Annotated in this window: 23 protein-coding genes; 5 read left to right on the top strand and 18 right to left on the bottom strand. The window is 45.6% G+C overall.

The features are described from left to right. Positions 1-22: 22 nt before the first annotated feature. The 10 genes from HW560_RS21665 to HW560_RS21620 all read right to left on the bottom strand — a co-directional run bounded on the left by HW560_RS21665 (position 23) and on the right by HW560_RS21620 (position 10,860). Positions 23-1,705 carry a CocE/NonD family hydrolase gene (locus tag HW560_RS21665; RefSeq protein WP_179264683.1) on the bottom strand — a complete coding sequence of 561 codons (1,683 nt, stop codon included), beginning with the start codon at positions 1,703-1,705 and terminating at the stop codon, positions 23-25. A 96-nt stretch (positions 1,706-1,801) separates the two neighbouring features. Continuing rightward, positions 1,802-3,136, bottom strand: a complete 1,335-nt coding sequence (locus tag HW560_RS21660; protein ID WP_179264681.1) for an FAD-binding oxidoreductase — start codon at positions 3,134-3,136, stop codon at positions 1,802-1,804. A gap of 47 nt (positions 3,137-3,183) precedes the next feature. After that, complete coding sequence (locus HW560_RS21655; RefSeq protein WP_179264679.1) at positions 3,184-4,200, bottom strand: ABC transporter substrate-binding protein; 1,017 nt, start codon at positions 4,198-4,200, stop codon at positions 3,184-3,186. Positions 4,201-4,235: 35 nt separating this feature from the next. After that, positions 4,236-5,102 carry a fumarylacetoacetate hydrolase family protein gene (locus HW560_RS21650; protein ID WP_179264678.1) on the bottom strand — a complete coding sequence of 289 codons (867 nt, stop codon included), beginning with the start codon at positions 5,100-5,102 and terminating at the stop codon, positions 4,236-4,238. Continuing rightward, the gene (locus HW560_RS21645; RefSeq protein ID WP_179264676.1) at positions 5,099-5,941 is read right to left on the bottom strand and encodes a creatininase family protein; all 843 of its coding nucleotides are present in this window, start codon (positions 5,939-5,941) and stop codon (positions 5,099-5,101) included. The genes HW560_RS21650 and HW560_RS21645 overlap by 4 nt, the downstream gene beginning before the upstream one ends. A 72-nt stretch (positions 5,942-6,013) precedes the next feature. Continuing rightward, a complete protein-coding gene (locus HW560_RS21640; protein ID WP_179264673.1) occupies positions 6,014-7,201 on the bottom strand; it encodes an amidase in 1,188 nt (395 codons plus the stop codon). Between the two features lie 21 nt (positions 7,202-7,222). Continuing rightward, positions 7,223-8,035 carry a cysteine hydrolase family protein gene (locus tag HW560_RS21635; protein WP_179264671.1) on the bottom strand — a complete coding sequence of 271 codons (813 nt, stop codon included), beginning with the start codon at positions 8,033-8,035 and terminating at the stop codon, positions 7,223-7,225. A 63-nt stretch (positions 8,036-8,098) separates the two neighbouring features. After that, positions 8,099-9,127 (bottom strand): ABC transporter substrate-binding protein, encoded by a 1,029-nt coding sequence (locus HW560_RS21630; RefSeq protein ID WP_179264669.1) that lies wholly within the window; start codon positions 9,125-9,127, stop codon positions 8,099-8,101. A gap of 26 nt (positions 9,128-9,153) precedes the next feature. Further along, positions 9,154-10,032, bottom strand: a complete 879-nt coding sequence (locus HW560_RS21625; protein ID WP_091037235.1) for an ABC transporter permease — start codon at positions 10,030-10,032, stop codon at positions 9,154-9,156. Positions 10,033-10,062: 30 nt separating this feature from the next. Further along, positions 10,063-10,860, bottom strand: a complete 798-nt coding sequence (locus HW560_RS21620; RefSeq protein WP_179264667.1) for an ABC transporter ATP-binding protein — start codon at positions 10,858-10,860, stop codon at positions 10,063-10,065. A 272-nt stretch (positions 10,861-11,132) separates the two neighbouring features. On the opposite strand from HW560_RS21620, the gene HW560_RS21615 reads away from it, so the two are divergent. Beyond that, positions 11,133-12,731, top strand: coding sequence for a PucR family transcriptional regulator (locus HW560_RS21615; protein ID WP_179264665.1), 1,599 nt, complete (start codon positions 11,133-11,135; stop codon positions 12,729-12,731). Between the two features lie 635 nt (positions 12,732-13,366). Here HW560_RS21615 and HW560_RS21610 read toward each other — a convergent pair. After that, positions 13,367-13,924, bottom strand: a complete 558-nt coding sequence (locus HW560_RS21610) for a TetR/AcrR family transcriptional regulator (RefSeq protein WP_090898548.1) — start codon at positions 13,922-13,924, stop codon at positions 13,367-13,369. 260 nt (positions 13,925-14,184) lie between these two features. Here HW560_RS21610 and HW560_RS21605 point away from each other — a divergent pair, with 260 nt between their 5' ends. The 3 genes from HW560_RS21605 to HW560_RS34480 all read left to right on the top strand — a co-directional run bounded on the left by HW560_RS21605 (position 14,185) and on the right by HW560_RS34480 (position 15,470). Further along, a complete protein-coding gene (locus HW560_RS21605; RefSeq protein ID WP_179264663.1) occupies positions 14,185-14,976 on the top strand; it encodes an SDR family NAD(P)-dependent oxidoreductase in 792 nt (263 codons plus the stop codon). A 118-nt stretch (positions 14,977-15,094) separates the two neighbouring features. After that, the gene (locus HW560_RS34485) at positions 15,095-15,283 is read left to right on the top strand and encodes an aldehyde dehydrogenase family protein (RefSeq protein ID WP_373564953.1); all 189 of its coding nucleotides are present in this window, start codon (positions 15,095-15,097) and stop codon (positions 15,281-15,283) included. Beyond that, a complete protein-coding gene (locus tag HW560_RS34480; protein WP_143067054.1) occupies positions 15,279-15,470 on the top strand; it encodes an aldehyde dehydrogenase family protein in 192 nt (63 codons plus the stop codon). Before HW560_RS34485 ends, HW560_RS34480 begins: the two co-directional genes overlap by 5 nt. 107 nt (positions 15,471-15,577) lie before the next feature. Here the strand turns inward: HW560_RS34480 and HW560_RS21590 are convergent, their stop codons facing one another. The 7 genes from HW560_RS21590 to HW560_RS21555 form a co-directional block, all read right to left on the bottom strand. Then, a complete protein-coding gene (locus HW560_RS21590; RefSeq protein WP_090898553.1) occupies positions 15,578-16,492 on the bottom strand; it encodes a phosphotransferase in 915 nt (304 codons plus the stop codon). A 904-nt stretch (positions 16,493-17,396) separates the two neighbouring features. Continuing rightward, entirely contained in the window at positions 17,397-18,002 is a 606-nt protein-coding gene (locus tag HW560_RS21585) for a hypothetical protein (RefSeq protein WP_177185712.1), read from the bottom strand. Between the two features lie 921 nt (positions 18,003-18,923). Beyond that, a complete protein-coding gene (locus HW560_RS21580; RefSeq protein WP_090898565.1) occupies positions 18,924-19,349 on the bottom strand; it encodes a MarR family winged helix-turn-helix transcriptional regulator in 426 nt (141 codons plus the stop codon). A 139-nt stretch (positions 19,350-19,488) separates the two neighbouring features. Further along, the gene (gene nfsA, locus HW560_RS21575; RefSeq protein WP_090898568.1) at positions 19,489-20,229 is read right to left on the bottom strand and encodes an oxygen-insensitive NADPH nitroreductase; all 741 of its coding nucleotides are present in this window, start codon (positions 20,227-20,229) and stop codon (positions 19,489-19,491) included. A gap of 326 nt (positions 20,230-20,555) precedes the next feature. Further along, complete coding sequence (locus HW560_RS21570; protein WP_179264658.1) at positions 20,556-21,659, bottom strand: Gfo/Idh/MocA family protein; 1,104 nt, start codon at positions 21,657-21,659, stop codon at positions 20,556-20,558. A gap of 210 nt (positions 21,660-21,869) precedes the next feature. Beyond that, the gene (locus HW560_RS21560; protein ID WP_090898574.1) at positions 21,870-22,997 is read right to left on the bottom strand and encodes an NtaA/DmoA family FMN-dependent monooxygenase; all 1,128 of its coding nucleotides are present in this window, start codon (positions 22,995-22,997) and stop codon (positions 21,870-21,872) included. Next, a complete protein-coding gene (locus HW560_RS21555) occupies positions 22,973-24,058 on the bottom strand; it encodes an LLM class flavin-dependent oxidoreductase (RefSeq protein ID WP_179264655.1) in 1,086 nt (361 codons plus the stop codon). Before HW560_RS21555 ends, HW560_RS21560 begins: the two co-directional genes overlap by 25 nt. Before the next feature lie 249 nt (positions 24,059-24,307). Here HW560_RS21555 and HW560_RS21550 point away from each other — a divergent pair, with 249 nt between their 5' ends. Then, a complete protein-coding gene (locus tag HW560_RS21550; RefSeq protein WP_090898580.1) occupies positions 24,308-24,661 on the top strand; it encodes a winged helix-turn-helix transcriptional regulator in 354 nt (117 codons plus the stop codon). Positions 24,662-24,874: the final 213 nt, after the last annotated feature.

The raw sequence follows: 24,874 nt of genomic DNA, 5'->3' as shown, positions 1-24,874 counted from the left end.
ATTTTAATTTACGCTTCGCTTTTTATCTTTTTACCGGCAGCCTCAAACAGGATATGTCCTGTTCTGTACTGCGAACAGCCGTGGTGGCAATCTTCAACCCACCTGTTCCCGTGCTGTTCATCTCGTCCCTAACACCGTTTGGATGCCGGGCGAATAACGGGAAGGCGCTGCCTGTCAACTCAAGCCGGACATACGAGCCTGCCGGAAGGGTGGCCGCCAAGGGACGCAGCCGGATCTGCGCTGTTCTCCATTCATTGGAATCATCTGCTCCTTCACTGCAGATTTCCGTGCGACCCACACTCAGTAGCCGGGCCGCCCCTTTCTCGGATACGGTCGTGAGGATAGCCACCAGATCCGTCGGACCTCCCAATGTTTGGTACTGCACGGATAACACCGGAGACCCAAAAATAGGGATATCCTCTGCAAGCGGTCCTCCCGTGTATACCAGAATCTCTTGCCGTTCCTGAATAGCAGCTCGGTCGGTGGGCAGGTAAGAGTCCAGGCGCATCGGCAGACGTGAGTCGTACACGAATACATCCGGCACAGCCTCCTCCACATCTTCCTTATGCTTTTCGAGTCTCCCGCCTCCTGCCGCACCGTTCGCCGGGGTCTGTGACCCGGACAGATAAAACCATTCGGACGGAGAGGCCCCATCCTCATATAGAGAAGGCAGCTGTTCCGCCGTGTGCCATTCATGACTCAATTGGTCAAAATATCGGATCGGCAGTTCACCAGGCAGTTCCATGTCTTCCTTGCCCTTCAGCCAATAATCAAACCAGCGCAGCTGCTCCAGATGATGACCACCATCCGCCTGCTCGCCATGATCGATTCCGCCCGCTCTGCGCCCCCATGGAATATGGGCCCACGGGCCGACAATGAGCCGATGAAAGCAATCCGGCGTGGCCGTAGCTTGCAGAGCTTCGAACGACTGTAACGTGCCCATGAGGAAACCGTCATACCATCCCCCAATATGAAGCGCAGGCACGGGTTCCTTTACGATATCGTTGATCCAGTTCATCTTCTCCCAGTACTCATCGTACGCTTGATGATCGATCCAATCATAAAATGCGGGAAAGTATTGCTCCAGAATCGGATGTCTTTCATTCAATGGCATTTTCCAGAGCATCTCCTCGGGGCTGCGCATGAGTCGTGAGCATTGCTCTGCCGTTTCGAAGTCACCCGCTCTTTGTGCCGTGTCACGAGCCAGCTGGAAAGCCCACGGCAGATGGTTGCCAAGTGCGAAGGAGCCATGCGGATAAAATAAGCCATGATACATGTCAGCCGGACACATGCTCGGTGCAATCGCCTTGAGCGCAGGCGGGTGAAGGGAAGCCGCTGCCCATTGTGTGAGGCCTTGATAAGAGAAACCGTACATGCCTACGTTCCCGGTCGAGCCGGACAGATCGGCTGCCCATTCGATGGTATCAAATCCGTCCTCTGCTTCTTGAACAAACGGATTAAATTCGCCTTCCGACTCACCCCGCCCCCTGACGTCCTGAATTACAACGATATATCCCTTACTTGCATACCAGACGGGGTGGGCATGCGTAACGGTAGAAGCAATCGACCGTCCGTAGGGCTGGCGCATCAGCAGCACAGGATATTCTCCTGTCTCGTCCGGCAGGTATATATCTGAATACAACGTTATGCCGTCGCGCATCGTGCAAGGGACCTTTCGGCGGATGACGACATTTCCAAATTTCATGCAACTCGCTCCTTTGCTGTAGATACGGATTGACTATTAAAATCCGCATGGCACGTTAACTGCTGCAGGCTGCGCCATTCTTCCATCATCCGTTGATCAGATACCGCTAACTGCCGAACGCTTTAATTTCTCCTGATTCAAAATTCCCTTCGGGTCGTTGTGATGTTTAATTTCCCACAAACGATCATGGGCGTATGATCGCCCGCCTTCCTTCAAATCCCATGTATGCGGATTGTTGACTATAACGCGGTTTTTCTCGTAACATTCCATCAGCTGATTCAGGTTTTCCTCCGTTGTGAAGGGAACCAGCGGCAGGCCGGAGATTAGCAAATTTCCGTTTTGGCGGGCAAACTCGATATGATTCATCACTTCCGGATATTCCTTTTTCATTAATGAGATTTGCTCAAGGGCACTGGATGGATCAAAATTTAGCTGCAGGTAAGTCAAGCCAGGATCTGCCTTGCGTGCCCACAATGTTGTATGATTCCATGTGAAATCGGAGACACCTACACCTTTGTGATACTGTTCGGCAGAGACCTTCATAGCCAAGTGACCTCCATACTCCGATAGGATACATTCAAGCTGGGATTCGTTGGCCGTATCCACTTCCAGTAATGCGACAGCATGGTCAGCGGGGAGATCAAGCGGGAGAAAATAGGATGGTACCGGCCATTCATGGATGGAAATTAGCCGTTTCATCAAGGAAGTGTCCTCAGCAACCGCCTGCCCGAAGCGAAAAGCCTGTTCAAAACGGTCAAAGGTCACTGCCCATTGCATCCATTCCACTCGGGGAGCCAGATTGATTTCCACTTCGGACAAAATGCCGATTGTACCGTAAGTATGCAGGTAAGGCAGCACTTCGTCTCCCTGGAGCTCAATGGTACGGGGATGAACCTCAACGGTCTTGATTTTTAGAGAACGTACCAGCCCATCCCAGATCGTCCCCCAGCTGATCGAACCGATGCCGCCAAAACCGCCGCATAAAAACCCGCCGATCGTCGCAGATTGAAAGGTGGAAGGCATCGTACGCAGCTCGTAACCTGCCTTGCGGGCAGTGGATTCCATTTTGCCGAGTCTGGCCCCGGCCTGGATCCGCATCGTGCCTTCTCCCATTTCGAGCACCTTGTTGTATTTGGCCAGATTCAGGACGATTCCGCCTGTGACCGGAACACATTGGCCATAGTTGCCGGTTCCGTTCCCCCTGATGGTGAGCGGAACTCCCAGCTCTGCTGCTATGGAGAGCAGATCGTCAAGTTCTTCCTCGGTGTGCGGACTGGCGATGCACTCGGCGATCTTACCCTGCAGCTGACTGGCCAGCACAGGAGAGAAGTGATGATAATCCATCGAATATTTGGCAAGCGCCGCCTCCTCCCACTGCAGCAATTCCGGATCCATGCGTTCTTTCAATACGGCTATCCAATGTTCATTCATTCGGTTCCCCTCCCGTATTTGTAATACTGATCTCCCAAAGGAATCTCTTAGGACTTCGGCAAGAATTCATCCGTAAACACCTTGCTGACATCAGGCTCCTCTTTCAAGGCCCCAATCTCCTTAAGCTGCTTTCCGAGCTCCGTCCAGCGTTCCTCTGTCATATAGCCAACACCATGTGTCGCTGCATCACCTTCATATACAAACGGGATAAGCGCTTCTGCGGCATAGTTCAGCTTTTCTTTCGTAAAATCAGGGTTTTCCTTTAAAATGACGTCATTCACGGTATCATAATTGGTCTTGTAATAATCCCAGCCCTTCATCGAAGCCTCGACATAACCACGCACAATATCAGGATGATCCTGAATATACTGCTCCGTGGTGAACAGCACATTGGAGTACGGGTTATAACCGGCATCTGCCAGTAGCAGGAAATTAATATCCACATTCTGCTGCTTCATCTCGTAAGGTTCACTGGTTACATATCCCTGAATCGCAACCGTTTCATCGGCTACAAAAGGAGCCAAAGAACCGGTATAAGCCAATTCCTTCACGTTACCCAATTGGTATTTACTCTTCACAAAATCCCAAAACACCGAGCCTGTACCCACGTATACGGAGCGGTTGTTCAAATCGGCCAGGGAGGACATGTTCTGATTGGCATGAACCATAAGTCCCTGCGGGCTTTTCTGGAATATCGTTGCAATCGCTACAAGAGGGATTCCTTCTTCACGAGCGACCAGCAATTGATCCGCTGTAGCAAGTCCGAACTGCGCCTTGCCTGAAGCCACGATCTGTGTTGGAGACACCTGCGGCCCACCTGCCTGGATGGTCATATCGAGACCGGTCTCATTGTAATATCCTTGTTCCTTTGCCGCATACAGCCCCCCGTGCTCTGCTTGTGCAAACCAGTTCGTCACCTGTGTAATTGCCGTGAGTTCCTCGCTTCCCCCCGTAGCAGAGGCATTCTCAGCAGTTGGCTGTTTCCCGCAAGCCGCCAGTAATGTGGATAAGGAAATCATTGCTGCGAGTAAAACGACAGTTCCCTTTTGTCTGTACTTGTTCATCTCATTACCACTCCCCAAGGAAAATTACGGATGATTTACTCTACTACTGCTACCGGATTTTGAAGCGTCATAAAGCCACTGATTCTACACTCGGCGACATCTCCTTGCTGAATCCGGACGGACCCTGGTGTGCCTGTCATGATCACATCTCCCGGATAGAGAGTCATCATCTGTGAAAAATACGAGACAATGAACCATGGATGATACATCATGTGAGACACCGTATTGCTATGAGTAACCTCATCATTTAACACCGTTTCAACCACGAGGCTCTGCAGATCACTTATTTCATCAGGTGTTATTAGTTGTGGTCCAAGACTGAAAAATGTATCGAATAACTTGGATCGCTGCAGGAATCTGGGGTTCCGTGCGTGAATGTCCTGGTTAGTCATATCAAGCGTTGCGGCAAAACCTGCAATGACCTCCTGCGCACGTTCTTCCGGCACATTTTTGCAGGTTCGGCCGATGATAATGCCAAGCTCAGCTTCTGATGTCACATTCACATCCTGAGCCGTCAGCTGGATATACTCTTCCGGCCCGATCAGGCTTGAGTCCGGCTTCATGAAGCAGACCGGCTCACGCTCTGGAGGAGTAGATGCGAGATCGATCGCTTTTTGCACATAATTCATGCCAATTCCCCATATTTTACGAGGGTGGCGGAAGAGAGGAGCAGGTATGGCTCCCTCTGAAGGTATGAAAGGGATGGATGAAACTGTTCTGTCCCCGTGCTTCTGATACCACTGGATTAACTCGTCTAGCTGGCTTTGCTGCAAGATCTCCATAACGGAGGTGCCCCATGTGCTTCCTTCCGCCTTGTTGATCTCCTCTAGAAGAAAGAATCGTTCCGCATGTTCAATCGCTGCCTGTTCACCATCGCCGTGTTTCAGACTGACGAGCTTCACGGGGTGCTTCCTGCTGGCTGTTGAACCGGTTCAGTCCCACGGACATCGGTGATTTCAAAATCACACAGTTCCTCCAGAGCCTCCGACAAAATCGTTGAGATTCTATCCTGAATAATCCTGCCTTTCTCAGGCGTGGCCGTCGTAGCATCGCCAGCAATGCCGGTAGCGGAGATATCAGCCATCTTCCAGGCGAAGCGGATGTTCCCTTCTAATGTAAGAAAGCGGTAAGAGGACATATCGGGAAGCTCTTTAACGAGGAACTCCTCCTTCACCCAGTCCGGTTTGATGGACATCACGAGAGAAGTCTCATAATCGCCACCATGAATACCATATTCCAGCTCCTCGGAAGACAGGAGATCCTCTGCCACATTCAGACTGCTGGGACTGAGATAGAAAACCATCATCCCCGTTCTGATCCGTATTTCTCGTGATACTGTATTCAGCAAATCCACGTTGCCGCCATGGGTATTAAACAACAGTAACTTGCGAAATCCACTGGCCTTCAGACTTTCTGCAATGTCCAGCATGATGGCATGCAGTGTGCTCGCCGATAAGGAAATGGTGCCTGGAAGTCCAATATGTTCATTGCTTTTGCCATACGAGATCGGAGGCAGCAGCCAGATCTCCTTATCCTCCCGAACCCGCTCCAGCGTTTGTGATAATGTCGCTTCCCCAATCAAAGTGTCCGTATATACGGGCAGATGGGGGCCATGCTGCTCCACAGCTCCGACTGGGAGAATAACCAGCGCCTTATCCTTCGGCAGTTCTTTGACCTGTTTGCTTGTCAGACGGGGCAAAAATCGTTCTTCCCACGCTGTTCCTTCATATCGTTGAAACATAACTGACACCCTTTCTCCTGAGGCTTTATTGTTTTTACGCGTAGCTTCATGTCCATATATCCAATGATGCTCCTACCCTTTTACTTCTGAATTTACTGCTGAAAGAAAGGATGTGGCCCATTCCAGCAGACGTTGATCCTGTCCTGGACCTGCAATGATTGAAATACCGACCGGGCGGCCCAGTACCTCCGCAGCGGGAATCGTAAGCTGCGGCAGACCCGACAAGCCGGAAATGCAGGTTAAACGCATCGTTTTCACTCTTCGTTCTTCAATTAAAGGCCCGCCCAAGCCCAGCTTCGGGGCTGCTCCAGTTGTCGTCGGAATCACAAGCACTGTATCCGTTCTGAGCAGGTCAGTCATGTGCTTGCACACCTCAACTCGGCGTTTGGCTGCCTTCTCCTGATCGGCACGTTCAACAGTGCTTGCCCAGGAGAATCGCCCGGCCGTATCTGGCCCGAAGGTTGGCTGCTCACGTTCAATCCACTCCCCATGCTCCTGCCATATTTCATAGCCTTGGATCGTCCTGAACATGGTCATCCATTCAGGCAGACCCTGCGGGGCGATGCGAACTGTTTCATGGCTCGCAGCCATGCCGCATAGCAGCTTCAGGTAAGGGGTAAGCGCATCTTTGCTCTCCGTGTCAGCAAGCTCCCACGCATCCTCACCAATGAGCACCCGACTGAAGCCTGTACCCGAGTCTGTCTGCGGCAAAAGCACTTCTCCTACCCGGCACAGCGTCTCGAGATCACGTGCCATCCAACCGACGGTGTCGAAGCTGGGAGCGAGTGGAATAACGCCTTTCGCGGAGACAATGCCATGTGATGGACGCATTCCATAAATTCCACAGTACGAAGATGGCACACGTACCGATCCTCCCGTATCCGTTCCAAGGGAGAAGTCAGCAAGCCCAGCGGCGACAGCAACCGCCGATCCGCTCGATGAACCGCCAGGGATGCGATCGGGAGCCCTTGGATTCACTGGTGTTCCATAATGAACATTTTCACCATTCAAGCTGAACATCAGCTCATCCGTATGCGTCATGCCCGTTAGCCTTGCTCCTTGCTGCAATAGCAGGTTGAGCGTTTCCGCGTGTTCCGCCTCGGGCCCATGCGTCTGGAGCCAACACGGATTACCCGCGCCATTTGTATTGCCACGGACGGCATATACATCCTTGACCATCAAGCTGAGTCCGTTCAGCCTACCCTGACCTGTCGGTTCAACGATCACCTGGTTGACAGTGGCGTTCCATTGGTCCTTCATTGCTTCATCCCATCCTTCCGCTCAGCCTTCTAACGATGCCAGCTCTTCTGAGGTATTTCTCTCTATAGGAGTCGCTGCCCCGCTCAGCTCTTGTACCAACCAGGTGGAATCCGTAACGAAGCCATAACATTGCTTGATATTGTACAATGTCGCTTCTATGCAGAAATCCGGGGAGCTTGTTGCCGAGCAATCCTCCAGAAGTATGCCGTCATATCCGAGACAAGCCGCGTCCTGCAGTGTATGCATGACACACTGATCGAGATTTACTCCGGCAAACAACACCGTTTGAATATTGAGATTGCGTAGAATACTGTCCAGTGGTGTATCCCAGAACCCGCTCATGCGATATTTATCCACATAGATATCATCGGGGGACGAATCCAGACCATCGACAATGGCCGTTCCCCAACTGCCTTTCTCCAGCACCTTGGAGCCGTTCCCCGGCAGCGGGTCCCCGATGCCGTTGCCTCGCCCATCCGAATTGTATACATGAAGCACGGATGGCGGCACGTTCATTCGGTCTTCCCGATTGCCCCAGTTCACCCATATCACAGGCACTCCCGCTTTGCGCAGCTCGGGCATCAGTCGGTTCAGCCGGCTGACCGGGTTAAGGAGCGGAGAGGTATCGACCCCAATGGAATCCAGCCATCCACCCGGTGTACAGAAATCATTCTGCATATCGATGACAATAACTGCCGTATGGTCGAGATCAAATATGACTTCCTGCGGCTGTGCAGGGAGGGTTACTGACTTGCCGTACTTTTGCGTTCGCCTCAGATCCACCAGCGTTTCGGACACTTGCCAATAGCTCTTTCGATTTCCAAGTTTGAACATATTAAGTCCCCTCATTTTTTCTGAAATTTCTGATTTGAAGCTTCAAATACTTTTGGTTCAGGTCTATGGCTTCATCAGATACTCCGTTGTAAACGCCTGGGTAACATCTAGTGATTTCGTTAATCCTCCGCCCTTGATCATCTGATCCTGCAGGGTGCTCCAGCGTTCCTTTGTCATGTAACCAACACCATTTGCTTCGGAATCCTTGTTAAGAATAAAGGGTTTTTCCTGCACTGCCTCATAATTCATTGCTTCTACCGTCATATCGGGATTGTAGGTTTGGATAAACGGGTTTACCTTTTCATAGTTGTCTAGATAATAGCTCCAACCTTTCTGACTTGCCTGCACCACAGCTTCAACAACATCAGGGTGCTCTTTAAGGTAATCTTCCGTCGTGAAAAGAACGTCTGCATAGTTCGCATAACCGGAATCGGCGATTTTCAGATAATCCACCTCAACCCCCTGCTGAGAAAGCGCGTAAGGCTCATTCGTGATGTAACCCTGATTGAGAGAACTGGGGTCATTGATAAAATTGACCAGCTGCCCGTTATACTTCATTTCTTTTACATCTGTCAGATTGTATTGGCTCTTGATATATTCCCAGTAAGGCACCGCTGTACCGATGTATACGGTTTTGCCGTTCAGGTCTGTGAAATCCTGAATGTTCTCCCCCTTGTGGTACATCAGAACCTGCGGTGTGCTTTGAAAACCGGCAAGGATACCGACAACAGGGATTCCCTGTTCCCGCGCCTTCAAAATTTCATCCGCATAAGAGATGCCGAATTCAGCTTTGCCTGCAGCGACAAGCTGCATGGTTGACACCTCAGGGCCTCCTGGCTGAATTGTCATGTCGATCCCCTTGTCCTTATAATAGTTCTGCTGCAATGCCGCAAAATAGCCTCCATCTTCCCCTTTGGCGTACCAGCCCTCGATCAGTTTCACCTGCTTCAAATCTGTTCCGGCTTCCCCACCCGCCGGGGCGGCGGATTCTAGAGCGGAGGAATTGGAGCATGCGCTCAGAAGCAGTAGGATCAAAGAAGCAGCCGACAGCAGCCATTTCTTGTAACGAAAGTTCATATGATGTTTGGACATGCTGGATCTCTCCCCCGGTTCTGGTATCATTTCATTGCTGATTCATGCCAGGACTTCAAAAGTTTGTTCGACACCATGTTGATGATCAGAAAAAATGCGATTCCTAGGGCCGATGCCGCTAAACCGCAGGCGAACAGGTAAGGCGTTTGCAGGCGGGTTGCCGCAACGGTAATCCCGTAACCGAGTCCGCCTTGTCCGCCACCAATGCCTGCAATGTATTCACCCACGATTGCTCCGACAACCGAACTGGAGCATGAAATTTTCAGCCCTGCCATAATGTACGGGAGTGCCGCCGGAAATCTAAGCCTCCAAATGGTTTGAAGCTTGCTTGCATTATACAGATAGAATAAATTCTTCATGTTCTGATCCGTTGAGTTCAATCCGATCAGCGTATTCGATAAAATTGGGAAAAAGCTGATTAAGAATGAAATGATCACAATGGCATTTATTCCCGCTCCGAACCAGATCACTATGATTGGCGCTACCGCAACGACCGGAATAGTCTGTAGGATAATAGCGTAGGGATATACGCTTTTTTCTACCGTTTTGGACAGGGCCAGCAGAATGGCCAATGAAATACCGAGCACGACACTGATCGTAAAACCGATCAACGCCTCAACAATGGTTGTGCTTACCGACGTAATCAGATTCGCGCTGTTCTCAGCAGCGGCTGCGGCAATATCGGATGGCTTGGGCAAGATATATGGGGGCATTCCGAGTATCCGCACGATTAATTCCCATCCACCGATAAACAGGACAAACACGACGATTGGCGGCAGAATTTTTTTCAGCAGTCCAATGACTGGGCTCTCTTCTGCCGGATGATGGCTGCGGGCATTGTCCTTCCCGGAAGCTCGGATACCTGGTGTCGTTTCAACGGCTGGATTAGCTACCATCTCTTCCATGTTGCTTCCCTCTCCTCTCATTTCTGGCTATCAATGATTCAGTACATTGGACACGCTGCGTACATATTCACCGAATTCAGGCTGGGTCCGAAATTCATCATCCCTCGGATAGGCAAACGGAATATCAATGAAATCCGAAATTTTACCGGGACGAGGGGTCATCACCACGACATTTGTTGATAGGAACACACTTTCGAACACGTTATGCGTAATGAACAGAACCGACATCTTCTTGTCCTGTTCCCAAATATTTAGCAGTTCATTCTGCAGCGTCTGCCTGGTAATTTCATCTAGGGCGCCAAACGGTTCGTCCATTAACAGCAGCTTGGGACGGGATATCAACGCTCGTGCAATAGATACTCTCATCTTCATTCCGCCGGACAACTCACGGGGCAGCACCTTCATATAATCCTTCAGGCCTACCAGCTCTAGAACCCGCTCCCCTTCGGTAATCCGCTCCTTTTTGGATACGCCACGCAAAGTAAGAGGCATGGTGACATTATCAATCAGTTTGGCCCACGGGAGCAGGGTATGCTCCTGAAATACAAAGGCAATTTCATTCTGTTTACGTGCTTCCTTTGGAGAAGTACCCAGCACGGTCAGATGACCGGAGGTCGGTTCCGTCAAACCGGCAATCATATTGAAAATGGTAGATTTCCCGCAACCGGAAGGACCGACAAAACATAGAAATTCTCCTTCCCCCACATGCAGACTCGCATGCTGCACAGCTACAGTGCCATTGGGGTAGATTTTGCCGACATCATCGATTACAAGCATGGAACGACTGTCCTTTTGGGCCGCTGCCTGTTGATTTTGGGTGAGCTGCATCTGAATCCCCTCTTCTCTTTGAAGTTGTGTCCTATCATATAGCCAAAAAATATGCGTGTAAATATTCCTTACACAATTTTGGTTTTTTATCTAACGGTATACGCTTTACGTTGGTTCAAAAACAGAAAATTCTATGTTTTGGGTTAACTTATATGACATATATATAACAAAAGGGATTGCAGAAATTCGACAAGAGCCTATATAATTGCTTAAAAGTTACGTGATGTCCGGTACCTGATTCAGATATGTATCGTTTAGGAGGATGGATTGACATGCAATTAACTATAGAAGATGCGTTGGCGGTGTACCCGTTATCGGAAGGGAAGTTGGCAGCCGGTAAAAAAGGAATTTCTCGAACGATTAGCTCCATCAATTTGATGGATGCGCCGGATGTGATTAACTGGATGAAAGAAGGGGAACTCTTACTGACTACAGCGTATGCGATTAGGGATTCACCCGAGGAATTTGTTAATTTGCTGCAAAAGCTGAATGAATGTGGGGCCTCCGGACTTGGCATCAAGCTTGGTCGATACTGGGCGGAAATACCAGAGATAGCCCTGCTGGAAGCTGATCGGCTGGGCTTGCCCCTAATTGAGCTGCCTTTTGAGTTTACCTTCTCCGAGCAGATCACCGCTCTCTACCAATCCGAGTTTCAACGCGATACCCGCCGGCTGAATGAATTGCTTGAAACGCAGAAGAAGCTGGTTGATTTTGCCATGCAGGCGGATGAGTACACCAATTATTTTCAAAGTATCACAAGCATTTTAGGGGTTCCTTTAGCCATCGTTACCTCTGAAGGACAGACCTTGTATAATATGACCCGCTGTTCCGATATGGAGCTGTTGAGCGATTGGCCCTGGAATCAGGACAATCGGTTTTACAAGTCGGCGAGCAACCTGTTGTATAGGGTTCCCCTGCTGAAAAACGGAAAGTCATACGGTTATTTGCTGATACAAACTGAAAATCTGCTGGAAGCACATGAAATGGAGGGCATTTTTCACCAAGCTGCCGTTATTCTTTCCTATCATCTGGAGGTCATCCAGAATCAGGAGGCTACTGCGGCAGGCAGTCGTCTTGGCACGGCCATGGAACGTTACTTAAAGGGGAATGCCTCTTTGAAAACGGTGCTCGAATTTGCCGAAGCATTGGGAAGCAAATTTTGGAGCACGCCTTACGTATGCATGGTATCTTCCTCAAGAGCGGATGCTTGGGACCATGAAAGTCAGAAGCGCAAACTGAGGGAGATTCAGAATAGGCTTCAGGATCATCCCAAAACATCCTCCTTGGAATCCCATCATTTTTATGTGATGAACCGCATATATTCACTCTTCCCCCTTCTAGAAGAAGAGGCCAAGGATCGAAGGAAGTATGAGGATTCGGTACGTTTGTATGCGGATTTGATGCATTCATGGGACCACGGAACAAGGACATGTTTTATCAGTAAAGTAAGAACGGGCATGGAGGAGTTCATCGACGGCTTCCGGGAGTGCGGGGATGCTGAGAGAATCAGTACGGAGCTTGGTTTAAGCGAACCGGTTGTCATGTTTGCTGACCTGGAATTTATTTATCTCTTCAAGCATATTCCACAGGAGGTCATGGTCAGGTATTGCTCTTATTTATTCCGTCCACTGCTGGACAAAGAAGAGGAATACACCAGCGAGATGATGCACACACTTGAAGCCTATTTCGCCAACAACGGCCAAGTGAATGAAACTGCACGTGAGCTATATATCCATCGCAACACAGTACTGTACAGGCTGGAGAAAATTTCGGGGCTGCTGAACCTGGATATGAAGAATACCGATCATCTGCTGCTCTTAAAGCTGGGACTTATGTTTAGGCATTTAATGTCTCCCGAGAGACAAATTTAAAAAAGGTCTAGGGTATACCTAGGAGCCTCGATTCCTGGTAACCGGTCAGAGCTCCCCGCGAATTGGCCTGGTTGAAAAGTTTGGGTCAATTTCGAATGAGCAACCAGTATTCAGATTGAACAAAAATGCTCAAACAAGTTATCTTTCAGTCGAATTATCATCCAAATGTAACTATTTACTTAATTCCAAATGTTTTTAAACGGCAAAGTCTTATATTAATGTGCTTTTTCCCGCCACACCTGGGGTTAACAATCACATGGTGAATCCTGAGGACCTTAACATTAGTTCTGTCATGATAATATTTAGATAACAATCTAATCCGCAATGACACAATGTTCTTGTCCTTTTCGGCAAAGGAACCAAGTTCTTGTCCTCAGTTTAGGACAAGAACTTGGTTCCTTAAAACAAAAAAGCCGCTATAATAGCGACTTTGAATGGAACAATGTTCTTGTCCCGCAACAGCTTATTCGTTTAGCAGTTGTTTCTTCCTTACCTACGCAAAAATCCTAATACTACAATAACATTCTGTTTTTCTACTAAACTATCTATTACTTCTCCCAAAGGCATTTATTGCGGATCAAATTACGGTGCAAACCTGGTGAATCCTTTTCTATGTTTTAATATGATATCAGAAGCTAGACCTTAATGGCTCTCCAGCACGCATCCAATGTTTGCCGAATCTGCTCCTCGCCAAAAGGGTATTTTCCTCCCAAATACCCCCTTATTGAAGTAGCAACCATGCCTTTGATGAGATGACAGCAAAACATTGGATTCATTTCGCTGATGATGCCCTGCTTCTGACCTTCTTCGATAACAGCAAAAATTTCAATCATCGCAGGATTCATCATATTTCTCACTTCTTCGTCGATGTAAGGAGAATCGCTATATCCTTCCAGAAACAGAATTTCTTTTGGGTAATTCAGCCCGTAATCCACCATGTGTCTCAGAATTCCCTTGGTTCGTTCATAGACTGTGAGATTAGGGTCATAGCCGGTCATGATCACTTCTCCCATGTGCATGAGTACACTTTTATATAGCTCATTAACTAGCTCTTCTTTGTTTTTATAATAATTATAGAAGGTGCTGGAGCCAACATTGGCTCGTTTGAAAATTTTTGGGAAAGTAACGGACTGTATGCCCTCCTCAATGATTAAATCCAGCGCTGCAATTCTAATATCCTCTCGCTTACCCATGTTCACCCCTCCTTTTCGGAAAATATTTTCTATCAAAATTATAGATCTGAAAAATAACGATGTCAATTTTAGAATAAAAATTCCACAAAATCGATGGAAAATAGATATTTCCTGTGATTATCAGAAAAAAAACACAGGAAAAAGAATTAAAATTCTATATTATTGACAACTACAGCCTCAATACGTATATTTTATTTAGAAAATATTTTCTAAACTTTTAACAAACAACATAAAACCTTATTAATCAGGAGGTCATATTAATGATTATTTATAAAGGTAAAGTCGCTCTGGTCACAGGTGCTTCATCTGGTATAGGAGAGGCCTACGCAAGAGAGCTTGCTGCAAGAGGCAGTCATGTCATTGTGGTTGCACGTTCGAAGGATAAACTTGAGTTACTTGCCAAAGATTTAAAGGCTACTTATGGAGTTAATACTTACCCTCTAGTCAGTGATCTTTCAAAGCTGGGGGCTGCTGAAGAACTGGCCGAAAAGGTTAAGGAGCTTGGACTTAAGGTGAACATTTTGATTAACAATGCAGGATTCGGAACAGACGGCCGGTTTGAAGAAACCTCTATGGAACGTTATCGCGAGATGGTTGATCTGAATATCACCTCACTCATGGATATGACGGCTCAGTTTTTACCCTACATGCAGCAACAGAAGGATGGAATTATCGTTAATGTTTCTTCTTTTTTAGCTTTTTATCCATTTCCATATATGGGGGCTTATGCCGCTACCAAAGCATTTGTACTTTCTTTCTCGGAATCACTCTGGGCAGAGAACAAACACTTGGGAATTCGTGTTATGGCACTATGTCCAGGAGCGACCAAAACAGGATTTTTCGATAAGGTCGATGCTACGAATTTGCCAATAAACGTTACGGGTACTCCTCAGTCTGTTGTAAAGACCGCCTTTCGTGGACTTGAGAAAAACCGTATCTATGTGATAGACGGTGTCGGCAATTACTGGATCTCCAATAGTGCCCGTTTTGTCACACGTAAATTTATGGCTGCCCTCTCTGAACGTCTTGGACGTCCTGCATCGAAGAAATAAAAGTTGATTTTTTGGAGACTCGCTACCCATGAATATATTAAAAAGCTTGAAAACAAATCGTTTGAAGAAAATATAGATTGATTCAGAGCAGCTAGGTTACGTAAACTTCAGCGGGAAAATGGTCAATTCGGGCCAAACTTGCGTGGCACTCGATTATGTGCTCGTCCATGAATTGGTGAAGGTGGAGCTAATCAGCGAATTGATCCTGACGATTAAGCAGTTCTTTGGTTCGGAAATCGTCAAAAGCTGTGATTATGGCCGCATTGTGAGCGCGAGGCATTTCAACCGGTTGAAATGCCTTCATTGAGAAAGGCAAAGGAGAAATCATATACGGCGGTTCATCCGATGAGAATAGCGGCTTTATCGAACCGACTTTAATGGGATGGTCGCCACATGGAGTTCGGCGACTATGGCAAATGAAATTTTTCGGTCCAATTTTGCCTATAATTAGCTATAGCAGATTGGAAGACGCAATCGTGTACCTATTGCTGTAGCTGGACAAGAACGGCGTCAGAGAAGGCGGATCGTACCTTATCGCTGCCTTTAAACGACAAAATGGTGCCGATAGCCATAGCCCCATAGCCGCAACGAAATAATGAGCCTAATCCGACAGTGCCCGCATGATGTTGGATTTTGCCTCTGCCGCAATCGCTTCATTCCCGTCATCGACCGCTTGCATTAAGATCAGTATGGGGATGTATACCGCGATCAGCCGCGCCAGCAGCTTCGTTTCCTCGTCCGCTCCTCCGTACATTTCGAAAAACACGCCGCGAGCGTAAGGTGGTAAAAAGCTATAAGCAACGCTCAAATCGCAAGCCGGATGGCCTACGCTCAGATCGCCCCAATCAATGATGCCGGAAACGATCCCGTTCTCATTCACAAGCATATTTTTGAAATGAAGATCGCCATGTAGCACTGCATTCACCGCCTCGACACGGTCCTTTTGCAGCCTGCTAATATACGCTTCGATCACACCGGACTCCTCCGGCGACAAGTGTTCAACCACCTTCGATAGAAATCCTTCCAATTTCACTTTGCGCGATGCTATGTCCGTCAAGTTTCGATGATCTTGCTGAACTCCGCACTTCAGCGCCGTCTGCAGCGGAAACTCATGCAATCTCCGCAAAAATTTCGCCAGCGTCTCTGCCGATAAAGCCCGGCGTTCTTCCGTCAAACCGATTGGGAAATCTCCTGGCACGTAGGCATAGCCAAGAAATGGTGCCGGGTATTCGTCACTTGCTTCGCCATAAAACAACGGTTTCGGATAGGGGATGGTCATATATGCTTCCAACTTCGGCAGCAGCTTCCCTTCCATACGAATCGAGCCAACTGCAATAGATCTTCTTGGAAACCGGAACACGTACTCGTCACCGATGAGAAAAACCGTATTGTCCCAGCCCCAGCCCAATCGCTTCACTTGCTTCGATGACAGCTGAGGGAATTGTCTGCCGATCAGCGTCCGCGCCTGCTCTTCGTTAACCTCCCACTCCGCATCCCAAACATTCGTTCCACCCATGAATTGTCTGCCTCCTCGTTCCTTACGTTATTTAGATGTTTACATTCCTTGGAAGTTACGCATAACTGCCCGTTAGTTTAATGAAACGAAGAGCAAGTTGCCGATTAGATATACGCCTAATCGGCAATCGGACTATGTTCTTGTCCTTGACTTGGGACAAGAACTTGTACCGATAAAATAAAAAAGCCGCTAAAATAGCGACTTCAATGGGAACATGTTCTTGTCCCTCGACATTAAAGCTGCACTAATTTTGCCGTCAATTATACCTCTCCACTGAGTGCTCTACGATAGTTCCTCTATTTCTTTCAGAACATCTCTGTAAGTAATCTCATTGTTTATTAGATGTGGATAGCAATTGAATGCTTTGTCAAACTGAGCGTCTGTAACTTTTATATACCCGTTACCGATCATTTCTTGATCCGTTTCATCTGGGTCGCTTAACATCTTATACTCTATATTTTTTTTAAAAAAATTTCTTCCCATGATTGACCTGATTAGCTTTCCTTTTAAGTTCCATCTACTGTCATTGCATTATACTGCTGATAAGTAAGACAGTTCCAGATAAAGATTACCGATCGTTTCCCACCAAGAAACGATTATATAGTTCACTTTTCCTCTCAGACATGCTACGACATTAAACTGCTATTAAAGAGGATCCTTTTAAACTTCGATATCTTGAGATTGAGCCTGTAGGTGATGTAATAAATCCCTTCAAAGATGAAGCATATATCGCAAAGAGTCTAGGGTCATGAGATGACTTTCAAATGAAAAAAGCCGTCAAGAGATGAATGACGGCTTTTTTCGTGTAACTAGTATATTCGAAAGGCTTCCCGTTGTAGAACGCACATCATTCCATCTAGCTTAATCTTCTGCAATAATAGAGAAAGAATCAAATCCTATTTGATTACTCATTTGCAAAATGATGAAGATCTTCAAGTTCCACATAACCAACTCTGCCAGTTTCGTCAAATTTAATCCTTGCTCGAAGGGGATTATTTAACTTGTCTACTTTAAAACCAACCAACTCTCCTACCATATTTCCTGTAACCACAAAGAGTTGATGAAGCAAATCCAGTACAGGCATGTGAGGTTTACCATCTGGAGTTTCAGGAATTGACCAAAACTTGCAATCTAGAAAAATCATTGAAGTAATTGGAGCTGTGTTTTTTTCACCATTATCTGTCTCACGGTAATAAACTTGGGCAGCATCCTGGAATACCTCCTGGATCGTTCCTCCCCTCCCCTCTGAGAATATGATCCCGCAGGAAGCAAGGGTTACAAGAACATCCTCCCATATGCTATTGAGAAAGTATTTTGCGACATGAGTGGCAAACGGAGTAAATGGTTCATGACCATAATGCCACGTTGGAACAGCTAAACTTCGATTTATTGGTGTTAGGTGGTTCTTTAGATCATTAGCAATTTCCCAAGCTGGAAGCATCCATCCGTGCAGATTAGTTAATAATTCCTCGTTAATACTTTTTCCGTCTTTACTTATAATGTCTTTCATGTTTTTCGGAAATTCATCGTATGGCTTTTTTGCTAATTTTTCGATGGCAGTAGTAAGGGATTCTTCTGATCAACCAGCAAAAAGTGCCCCAAGGTGTGTTGCTTCCATGCCGCCTGGCCCCCCACCACTTACGACATTGAAACCAGATTCAGAGAGCATTTTAGCAATTTGTGCAACCTTTCAGTAAGATTTTCTACCGCGCGGCTCTTTATGTTTGCCCATGATTGGACAGGACGGCGTCCTACCTGCATCTCTTTCGCTAAAAATGCATTTATCTCTATTCACGCGAATTTTTAAATTCATGTGCTTTTTTCTAGCCACGTGATCTTCATCATGATACTATTTAGGTAAAAATCTAATCCGCAATGACACAATGTTCTTGTCCTTGGACAGGTGATTGCTTCTGACCCTGACGTCCATGTAGTAGTGTTAGAACATTGTTCCATTGCCTTCCTCCTTACCTTTTTGCGACAACCAAAAGCCGTTAATCATCATTGCACAGATTAACGGCTCAAAAAATTTAATCTTTTCACATATGCTTCAACTGATTTTTGTAATACTTTCTTTTCATCATTCCTGAATGCTTCTTCTGATCAGCATCGCAACATGAGGTGTATAAGACTTCATAGTATAAATATTACGTTTGGCGCTTTCATGTTGATATGGCGGCTGACGAAAATTGCTAATTGATAGAGTTACTGAAGTTAGAAGTCAAAGCTTATAAGCATCCACAAATGTAATAGGATTATTTACTCCGTAGCTGTACCCATTTCGATTCAGCGGGTTATCCAGATCCAAATCTTGTTCAGAGTCCAATGAAATGAAGGAACCAAGTTATGTTCTTGTCACTCGACATGAGTACATGTGGAAATTTAATGATTTATATTTAGTTTACTAAGTATAAATCAAAAGAATAGAGAGTCACACTATATTCCTCTCCATTTGTTGCATGAGTTTTCTTAGTATCAACCGTTCTTCCGTCGAAATCGATTGAAGCAATTTCTCCTGCTGTTCCCTCCATTTAATATCGACCGGCTTTTCTAATTCTTGTCCTTTGTCCGTTAGATAGATACGCATGATCCGCGCATCTTCTACATCACGTTTACGATATATAAAACCGTTCTGCTCTAATGATTTAACCATGTTCGTTACTGTAGGTGGTTCACATTTCAAGTGTTCACAAAGCTGCATCTGGGTTACCCCATCACCCAACCATAGACGATACAACAAATTATCTTGCCCCACATAGAGATTAAGTTCTCTAAGAGACTCACTATAATTCCGACGCATCTGGGAAGAAATTCGATCTAATGACTGTCGAATATCACAATCAACCGCATCTGTCATAAATTATCCCTTCCTGTCATTCAAATAATATTTAGCCCGCTAAATTTATCACGATAAATTACAGTTGTCAATTTACCTTAGAGAGCTACCGCTATTATCGGTAGCTCTAAAGTTCAGGAAATTCAGCTTTGTCATAAACCTATTTTTTTGCAAATCCTTGCTTGTTCAAATAACTCATCATTTGAGGTTGAATACTTCTCTGGAGATGATCCTGGATGTGGTTACTCCATCCCTTTACTTTTTTCACAGTGAAAGGGGCTCTTGTCGGTCGATTTTCATAATACTTCAACATCGTTTCATCATAAGTTGCTAGTTTTTCTTGATTAAGAGAACTGTAATGATTTTCAAGCAACACCATAGATTGCGGTAGGCGAGGTTTCAGATCAGGTTTATCTCCAGCTGGAGTACCTATGCATAATCCCACCAAAGGAATCACATATTTCGGTAAATTTAATACTTCAGATAGTTCGTTAATATTAGCTCTAACCCCACCAATAAACACACCGCCAAGTCCCAAAGATTCGGCAGCTGTTAACGCATTTTGCGCCACTAGTCCGGCGTCGAACGAACCAATTAACAGAAATTCTATATATTCAATATCCACTTCTGGGGCAATTTGATGATTGCGATTAAAATCTGCACAGAAAATCCAAAACTCAGCCGCTTCTTCAATATAAGGTTGATTGACTGAAAGGTTTCTGACTTTTTTCCGAGTCACCGGATCAGTGATTCGAATAATGGAAACGGCCTGTAAGAGACTGAATGATGAAGTTTGATTCGCTGCCTGAAAGATCGCATTGATCTGTTCCTCAGTCAGGGGTTGAGATGTATAAGAACGAAACGATGTATGGTTATGAAGCAACTCAAGTGTCTGATTCATTAAAATCCTCTCCTCTATCCGTTTATTTCATATTCCTTGTGGTACAAACCGCGCTCCTGCAAGATGTGCACATCGAAATCCGCAACACCATAGTGGAAATCACTTATTTTAGTTCCGAAAATAATTAGCCTGCTAATTAAATGTTAAATGATTTTACTGTTCAGTAACATTGACACTATCATAAATATATTTGTTGCATCTGCAAAGAGGGCAATATGGATGAACTTAGTACAACTTTTTGTACCTTTAGATGATGCATAATCCTAACCAATAAGAATCCGCAGCAACAATGTGATTGAGTGCTGCGGATTCTTGTGTTTTTTAGGTTAAAAGTATTGGCGTTCACCCGTCTGTGCTGATTTTTCAATGGCATCTAGTAATTGATGAAGTTTCACCGCATCAGCAAAAGTAGGTGCTAAGGTTGTACCTTCTTGAATATCTTGTGCGAATTTACGATAAGCCTGAGCCATATTCAGAACAAATCCGGAGTCATTTTTTAGAGATTGTGGGCCCCAGTAATAGGAATCGGGAATAGTTAGTTCATGAAGTTCGTTGTCAGTAGCTCCTGCACCGCGTAGTTGGTGTGATCCAAATTGAATGGATGCGGGCGCACTCAGTACGATCGTTCCCTGATCTCCGAAAATTTCAAGGGTAAGTCCTGTCTGGTGTTTAACGCCACCTTGAATATGAACACTGGCAGCGGCACCACTCGTTAATTTTCCAGCAATCAGTATCTGATCATCTGTCGTCTTCTTAATAGTTTTCTGAATATCCACCAATTCAACTTCAGGAAACTGCTGTGCTGTGAGAGCAGAAAGTTCGGTAAAGTCTCCAAGCATGTAGGTAAATGCATCCAGATTATGTCCACCTACAATGGTCAGCAAGTTTCCTCCTATCTTCCGATCAAACAGGTAGGCATTGGACTTATCACTCACGCCACCCATGGCATCAATGGAGATCTTTAAATTGGCAGATAACACTTTACCCACATAACCTTCTGCTAATAAATCTTTCACATACTGAACGGCTGGGGCTTGTCTGGCCTGTAATCCAATCGCATTTGGTAATTTTGCGGACGCTACCCATTCCTGCATTTCAAGTGCTTCAACTGTATTCGATCCCAGTGGCCATTCACAATAGATCGGTTTTCCAGCAGGCACGATGGCTTTAACGGCGCTAAAATGTTCCTTGACGTTAATACTGACAACGACCATGTCCACTTTAGGATGTTGAGCCAGCTTCTCCATGTTATCAAAGCCGTGATCTGCGTAGAACGCTTCTGCGCTTTTCTTCGCACTTGCCATATTGCTCGTACCCACTGCTGTAAGCTCAAACTCATCCAAATGCTCTATAGCTGGAATATGTGTACCACTCGCCCACCCATTATTAATGGAAGCCCCTATGATTCCTGTACGAATTTTATTACTCAATGTAAAACATCTCCCTTATTTTAAATATATTCTCTCAGCCGCTCCTGTTCTTTGGCGGATCAATCACTTATATTAATTCATTGCTGCAGCAAATTCTGCAGAATTAACCCATGTCATCGCAGCTGAAATAATAGGATATTCAATACCAAGTAGTTCTGTAATTCGGTTTTTCATCATTAATATCTCCTCTTGTTAAACGAATTTTAATATTTACTTCGTGTATTTATTCTCAGGGTAAGGTAAACCTAAATTCCCCCGAAGTGTGTCGTCCTCATATTCCTTGCGGAATATGCCTTTATCTTGCAAGATGGGAACAACTAATTTAATGAAGTCCTTAAATCCTGCTGGATGATCTTGTCTAATGAGCAAGATATCCATGACGCCTTCTCGATACCAATGTTCGATTTGTTCAGCAACGTGCTCCGCCGATCCGATCAACCCCGGTTTAGGCATTCCATAACCTTTAGGCATCCATGATTCGATTTCCCTTAGCTTTTCCAGGGCTTCTTTTTCCGTTCTACCAACGATCGGATTGTGAGAAGGCATCATCAACAGGTCATGTGGTGAACGGCCCTGATTTTGTACTCTACGTTTCAGTTCAGCAGTGAATGCTTTGAGGTATTCCAAATCATGTCCAGGAGCCATGATAACTTCCGCATGCTGTGCAGCATTATCCATGAACTCCGGGGAAGTACCCGCTTGAAAGACCACGGGTCTGCCTTGCCTCGATCGACTGATATTTAACGGTCCCTCTACGGAAAAGTAATTCCCAGTATAATCTAAGGAATACATTTTACTCGGATCATAAAATATCCCTCGTTCCTTATCACGTATAAATGCATCATCTTCATACGAATCCCAGAGGCCTTCAACAATCTCTAGAAACTCTTTTTGCATGGGATAAAGATCTGCTTTTCTTAAATGGGACCGACTGTAATTGGCTAATCCTCCAGAATTCGATGTAATTGCATTCCATCCTGCTCGGCCCTTGCTAATCTTGTCGAGTGAAGCGATTTGTCTGGCAACCGTAAATGGATCAGCATATGAAGTCGCTATGGTTGCGCCCAAGCCAATGGAGTGTGTTACCATACTTAGTGCAGACAAAATGGATACGCCCTCAAACATGCTTAGATAGTGTGGAATCATGCCCGGTCCAATATGACTTACGTCTGCCAAAAAGATGAGATCAAACTTTCCCTGTTCAAGTTGTAAGGCTTTCTGTACGTAATACTCAATATTTTCACTGGCATCAGCTGGAATATCAGGGTGTCTCCACCCCGAGTAATTCCAACCCACGCCATCAATAATTCCTCCTATTTTAAGTATTCTTTTTTCCATGGTTGAATGCTCTCCTTTTCACGTGCTCGCTTATTTTCCTGTGATAAGCCTAATTCTTTGGCCAACAATTCATGCCCTTTCTTACGGCTCTCTTGATTGGGGTAAAAGTCTGCAATCATGATTTCATCCACTAAACTTGCTTTCGAAAGCTGACTGAGCTGCTCTGCAACTTGTCTAACACTTCCAATCACAAAGCGATCATTATTACGTTCCCTAGCCAGCTCTTCATGAGGCGTGTATCGGTGATTTTTGGCTTCTTCCGGTGTAGGAAAAGTAAGATTTCTCTCCCCTGTACTCATCTGTGCCCACATTAATTCCGCCGGCCCCGCGGTATATTTAGCCTCTTCCTCCGTTTCAGCTGTAATAACGATCGTCGCTAACATACTTTGAGGTTCAGTTAAATAGGACGAGGGCTTAAAATTCGAACGATAAGCTCTCAACACAGGAATAGCGCGTTGTGGTGCCAAATGAGCTGCGAATACAAACCCTAATCCTTTTTCCAAGGCAAAATGTAATCCGCCCTCGCTAGATCCCAGCATAAACATATCCGGAACCATTGAATGATCCCCCGGAGGATGGATGTGATTTAACGGGTGGTTGGCTTTAAAGTCACGGGCAAAGAAGGAAAGCAAGTTATCTAATTGCTCTGGAAAATCATTCACTTCCATTAATTCTTGGGATCTTAACAATGCCCACATGGTTCTGCCATCCGTACCTGAGGCTCGGCCAATCCCGAGATCTACACGCCCTGGATGTAATCCTTCAAGAAGCGTAAAGTTCTCCATGACTTTCAAAGGGCTATGATTTGGTAACATGATTCCTCCAGAACCTACCCGAATGCTTTTAGTGTGAGATGCTGCGTGCAGACTCAGTAAGTCTGGTGAAGTACTCATCAAAGTTGTTGTGTTATGGTGTTCAGTGAACCAATACCTGTTGAACCCCCACTGCTCTGCTAGTTGAACCATATCTGTCACGTTCTGAAGACTCTCCGTAGCCGAGGTACCGTTATAGATATGGACAAAGTCTAAAATTGAAAGCTTTAGTCCGATTGATGTATTCACATCAGGTACTCCTTTCTGTTTTCACACTTATTATTTAGCTTGCTAAATATAGAATTAAAAAATATACTTATTACTTAGCTTGCTAACTATAAAACCAAAATGAGTTTATATTTTGACACTTTAGCCAAACTAAAATGATTTTGTTTTGGTTGTTGATCCAATCATAAGTGTATCCGTTTCGTTTGCAAAGAGGGCAATTTAAATGAACCTAGTACATTTTTTTGTACCTACAGATTAGGAGAGATATCAATGAAAGTCTGTAATGATGGATTTGAACAAGAGTTTATGGATGAAAAAAGTGATATGTACGCAATAGCCTTTGCCCAGAATGTTCTTTCCGGACGTTGGAAGTACTTTATACTGTGGTTCCTAAAAAATGAAACACGCCGTTATTCGGATATCAAAAAATTCCTTGGAGATCTTTCTCAAGGCTCTCTTACCAAGCAACTTAAGGAACTAGAGAATGATGGCGTTATTCGACGTGATGTTTATCCGGAAGTTCCTCCAAAGGTTGAGTATTCATTAACAGACAAAGGAATGAAGTTACTCCCCGTCCTTGAAAAGATGGAAGACTTCGGTAAAATGTACGGCGGAAATAATTAATTTGAGGAATTTGAATAAATAATTGGCGATTTTTTTAGGCTTAATGAGATTTTGAGTGCATGTGCTAATCGTTAGATATACATCTAATCGGTAATCGGACGATGTTCTTGTCCATTCCGGCAATCGGTACAAGTTCTTGTCCTTGGCTTGGGACAAGAACTTGTACCGATAAAATAAAAAAGCCGCTAAAATAGCGACTTTAATGGGACCATG

Source organism: Paenibacillus sp. E222 (assembly GCF_013401555.1).
Classification (GTDB): domain Bacteria; phylum Bacillota; class Bacilli; order Paenibacillales; family Paenibacillaceae; genus Paenibacillus.
Note: the sequence above shows the minus strand (reverse complement) of the source record. Positions and strands in the feature narration are given on the sequence as shown.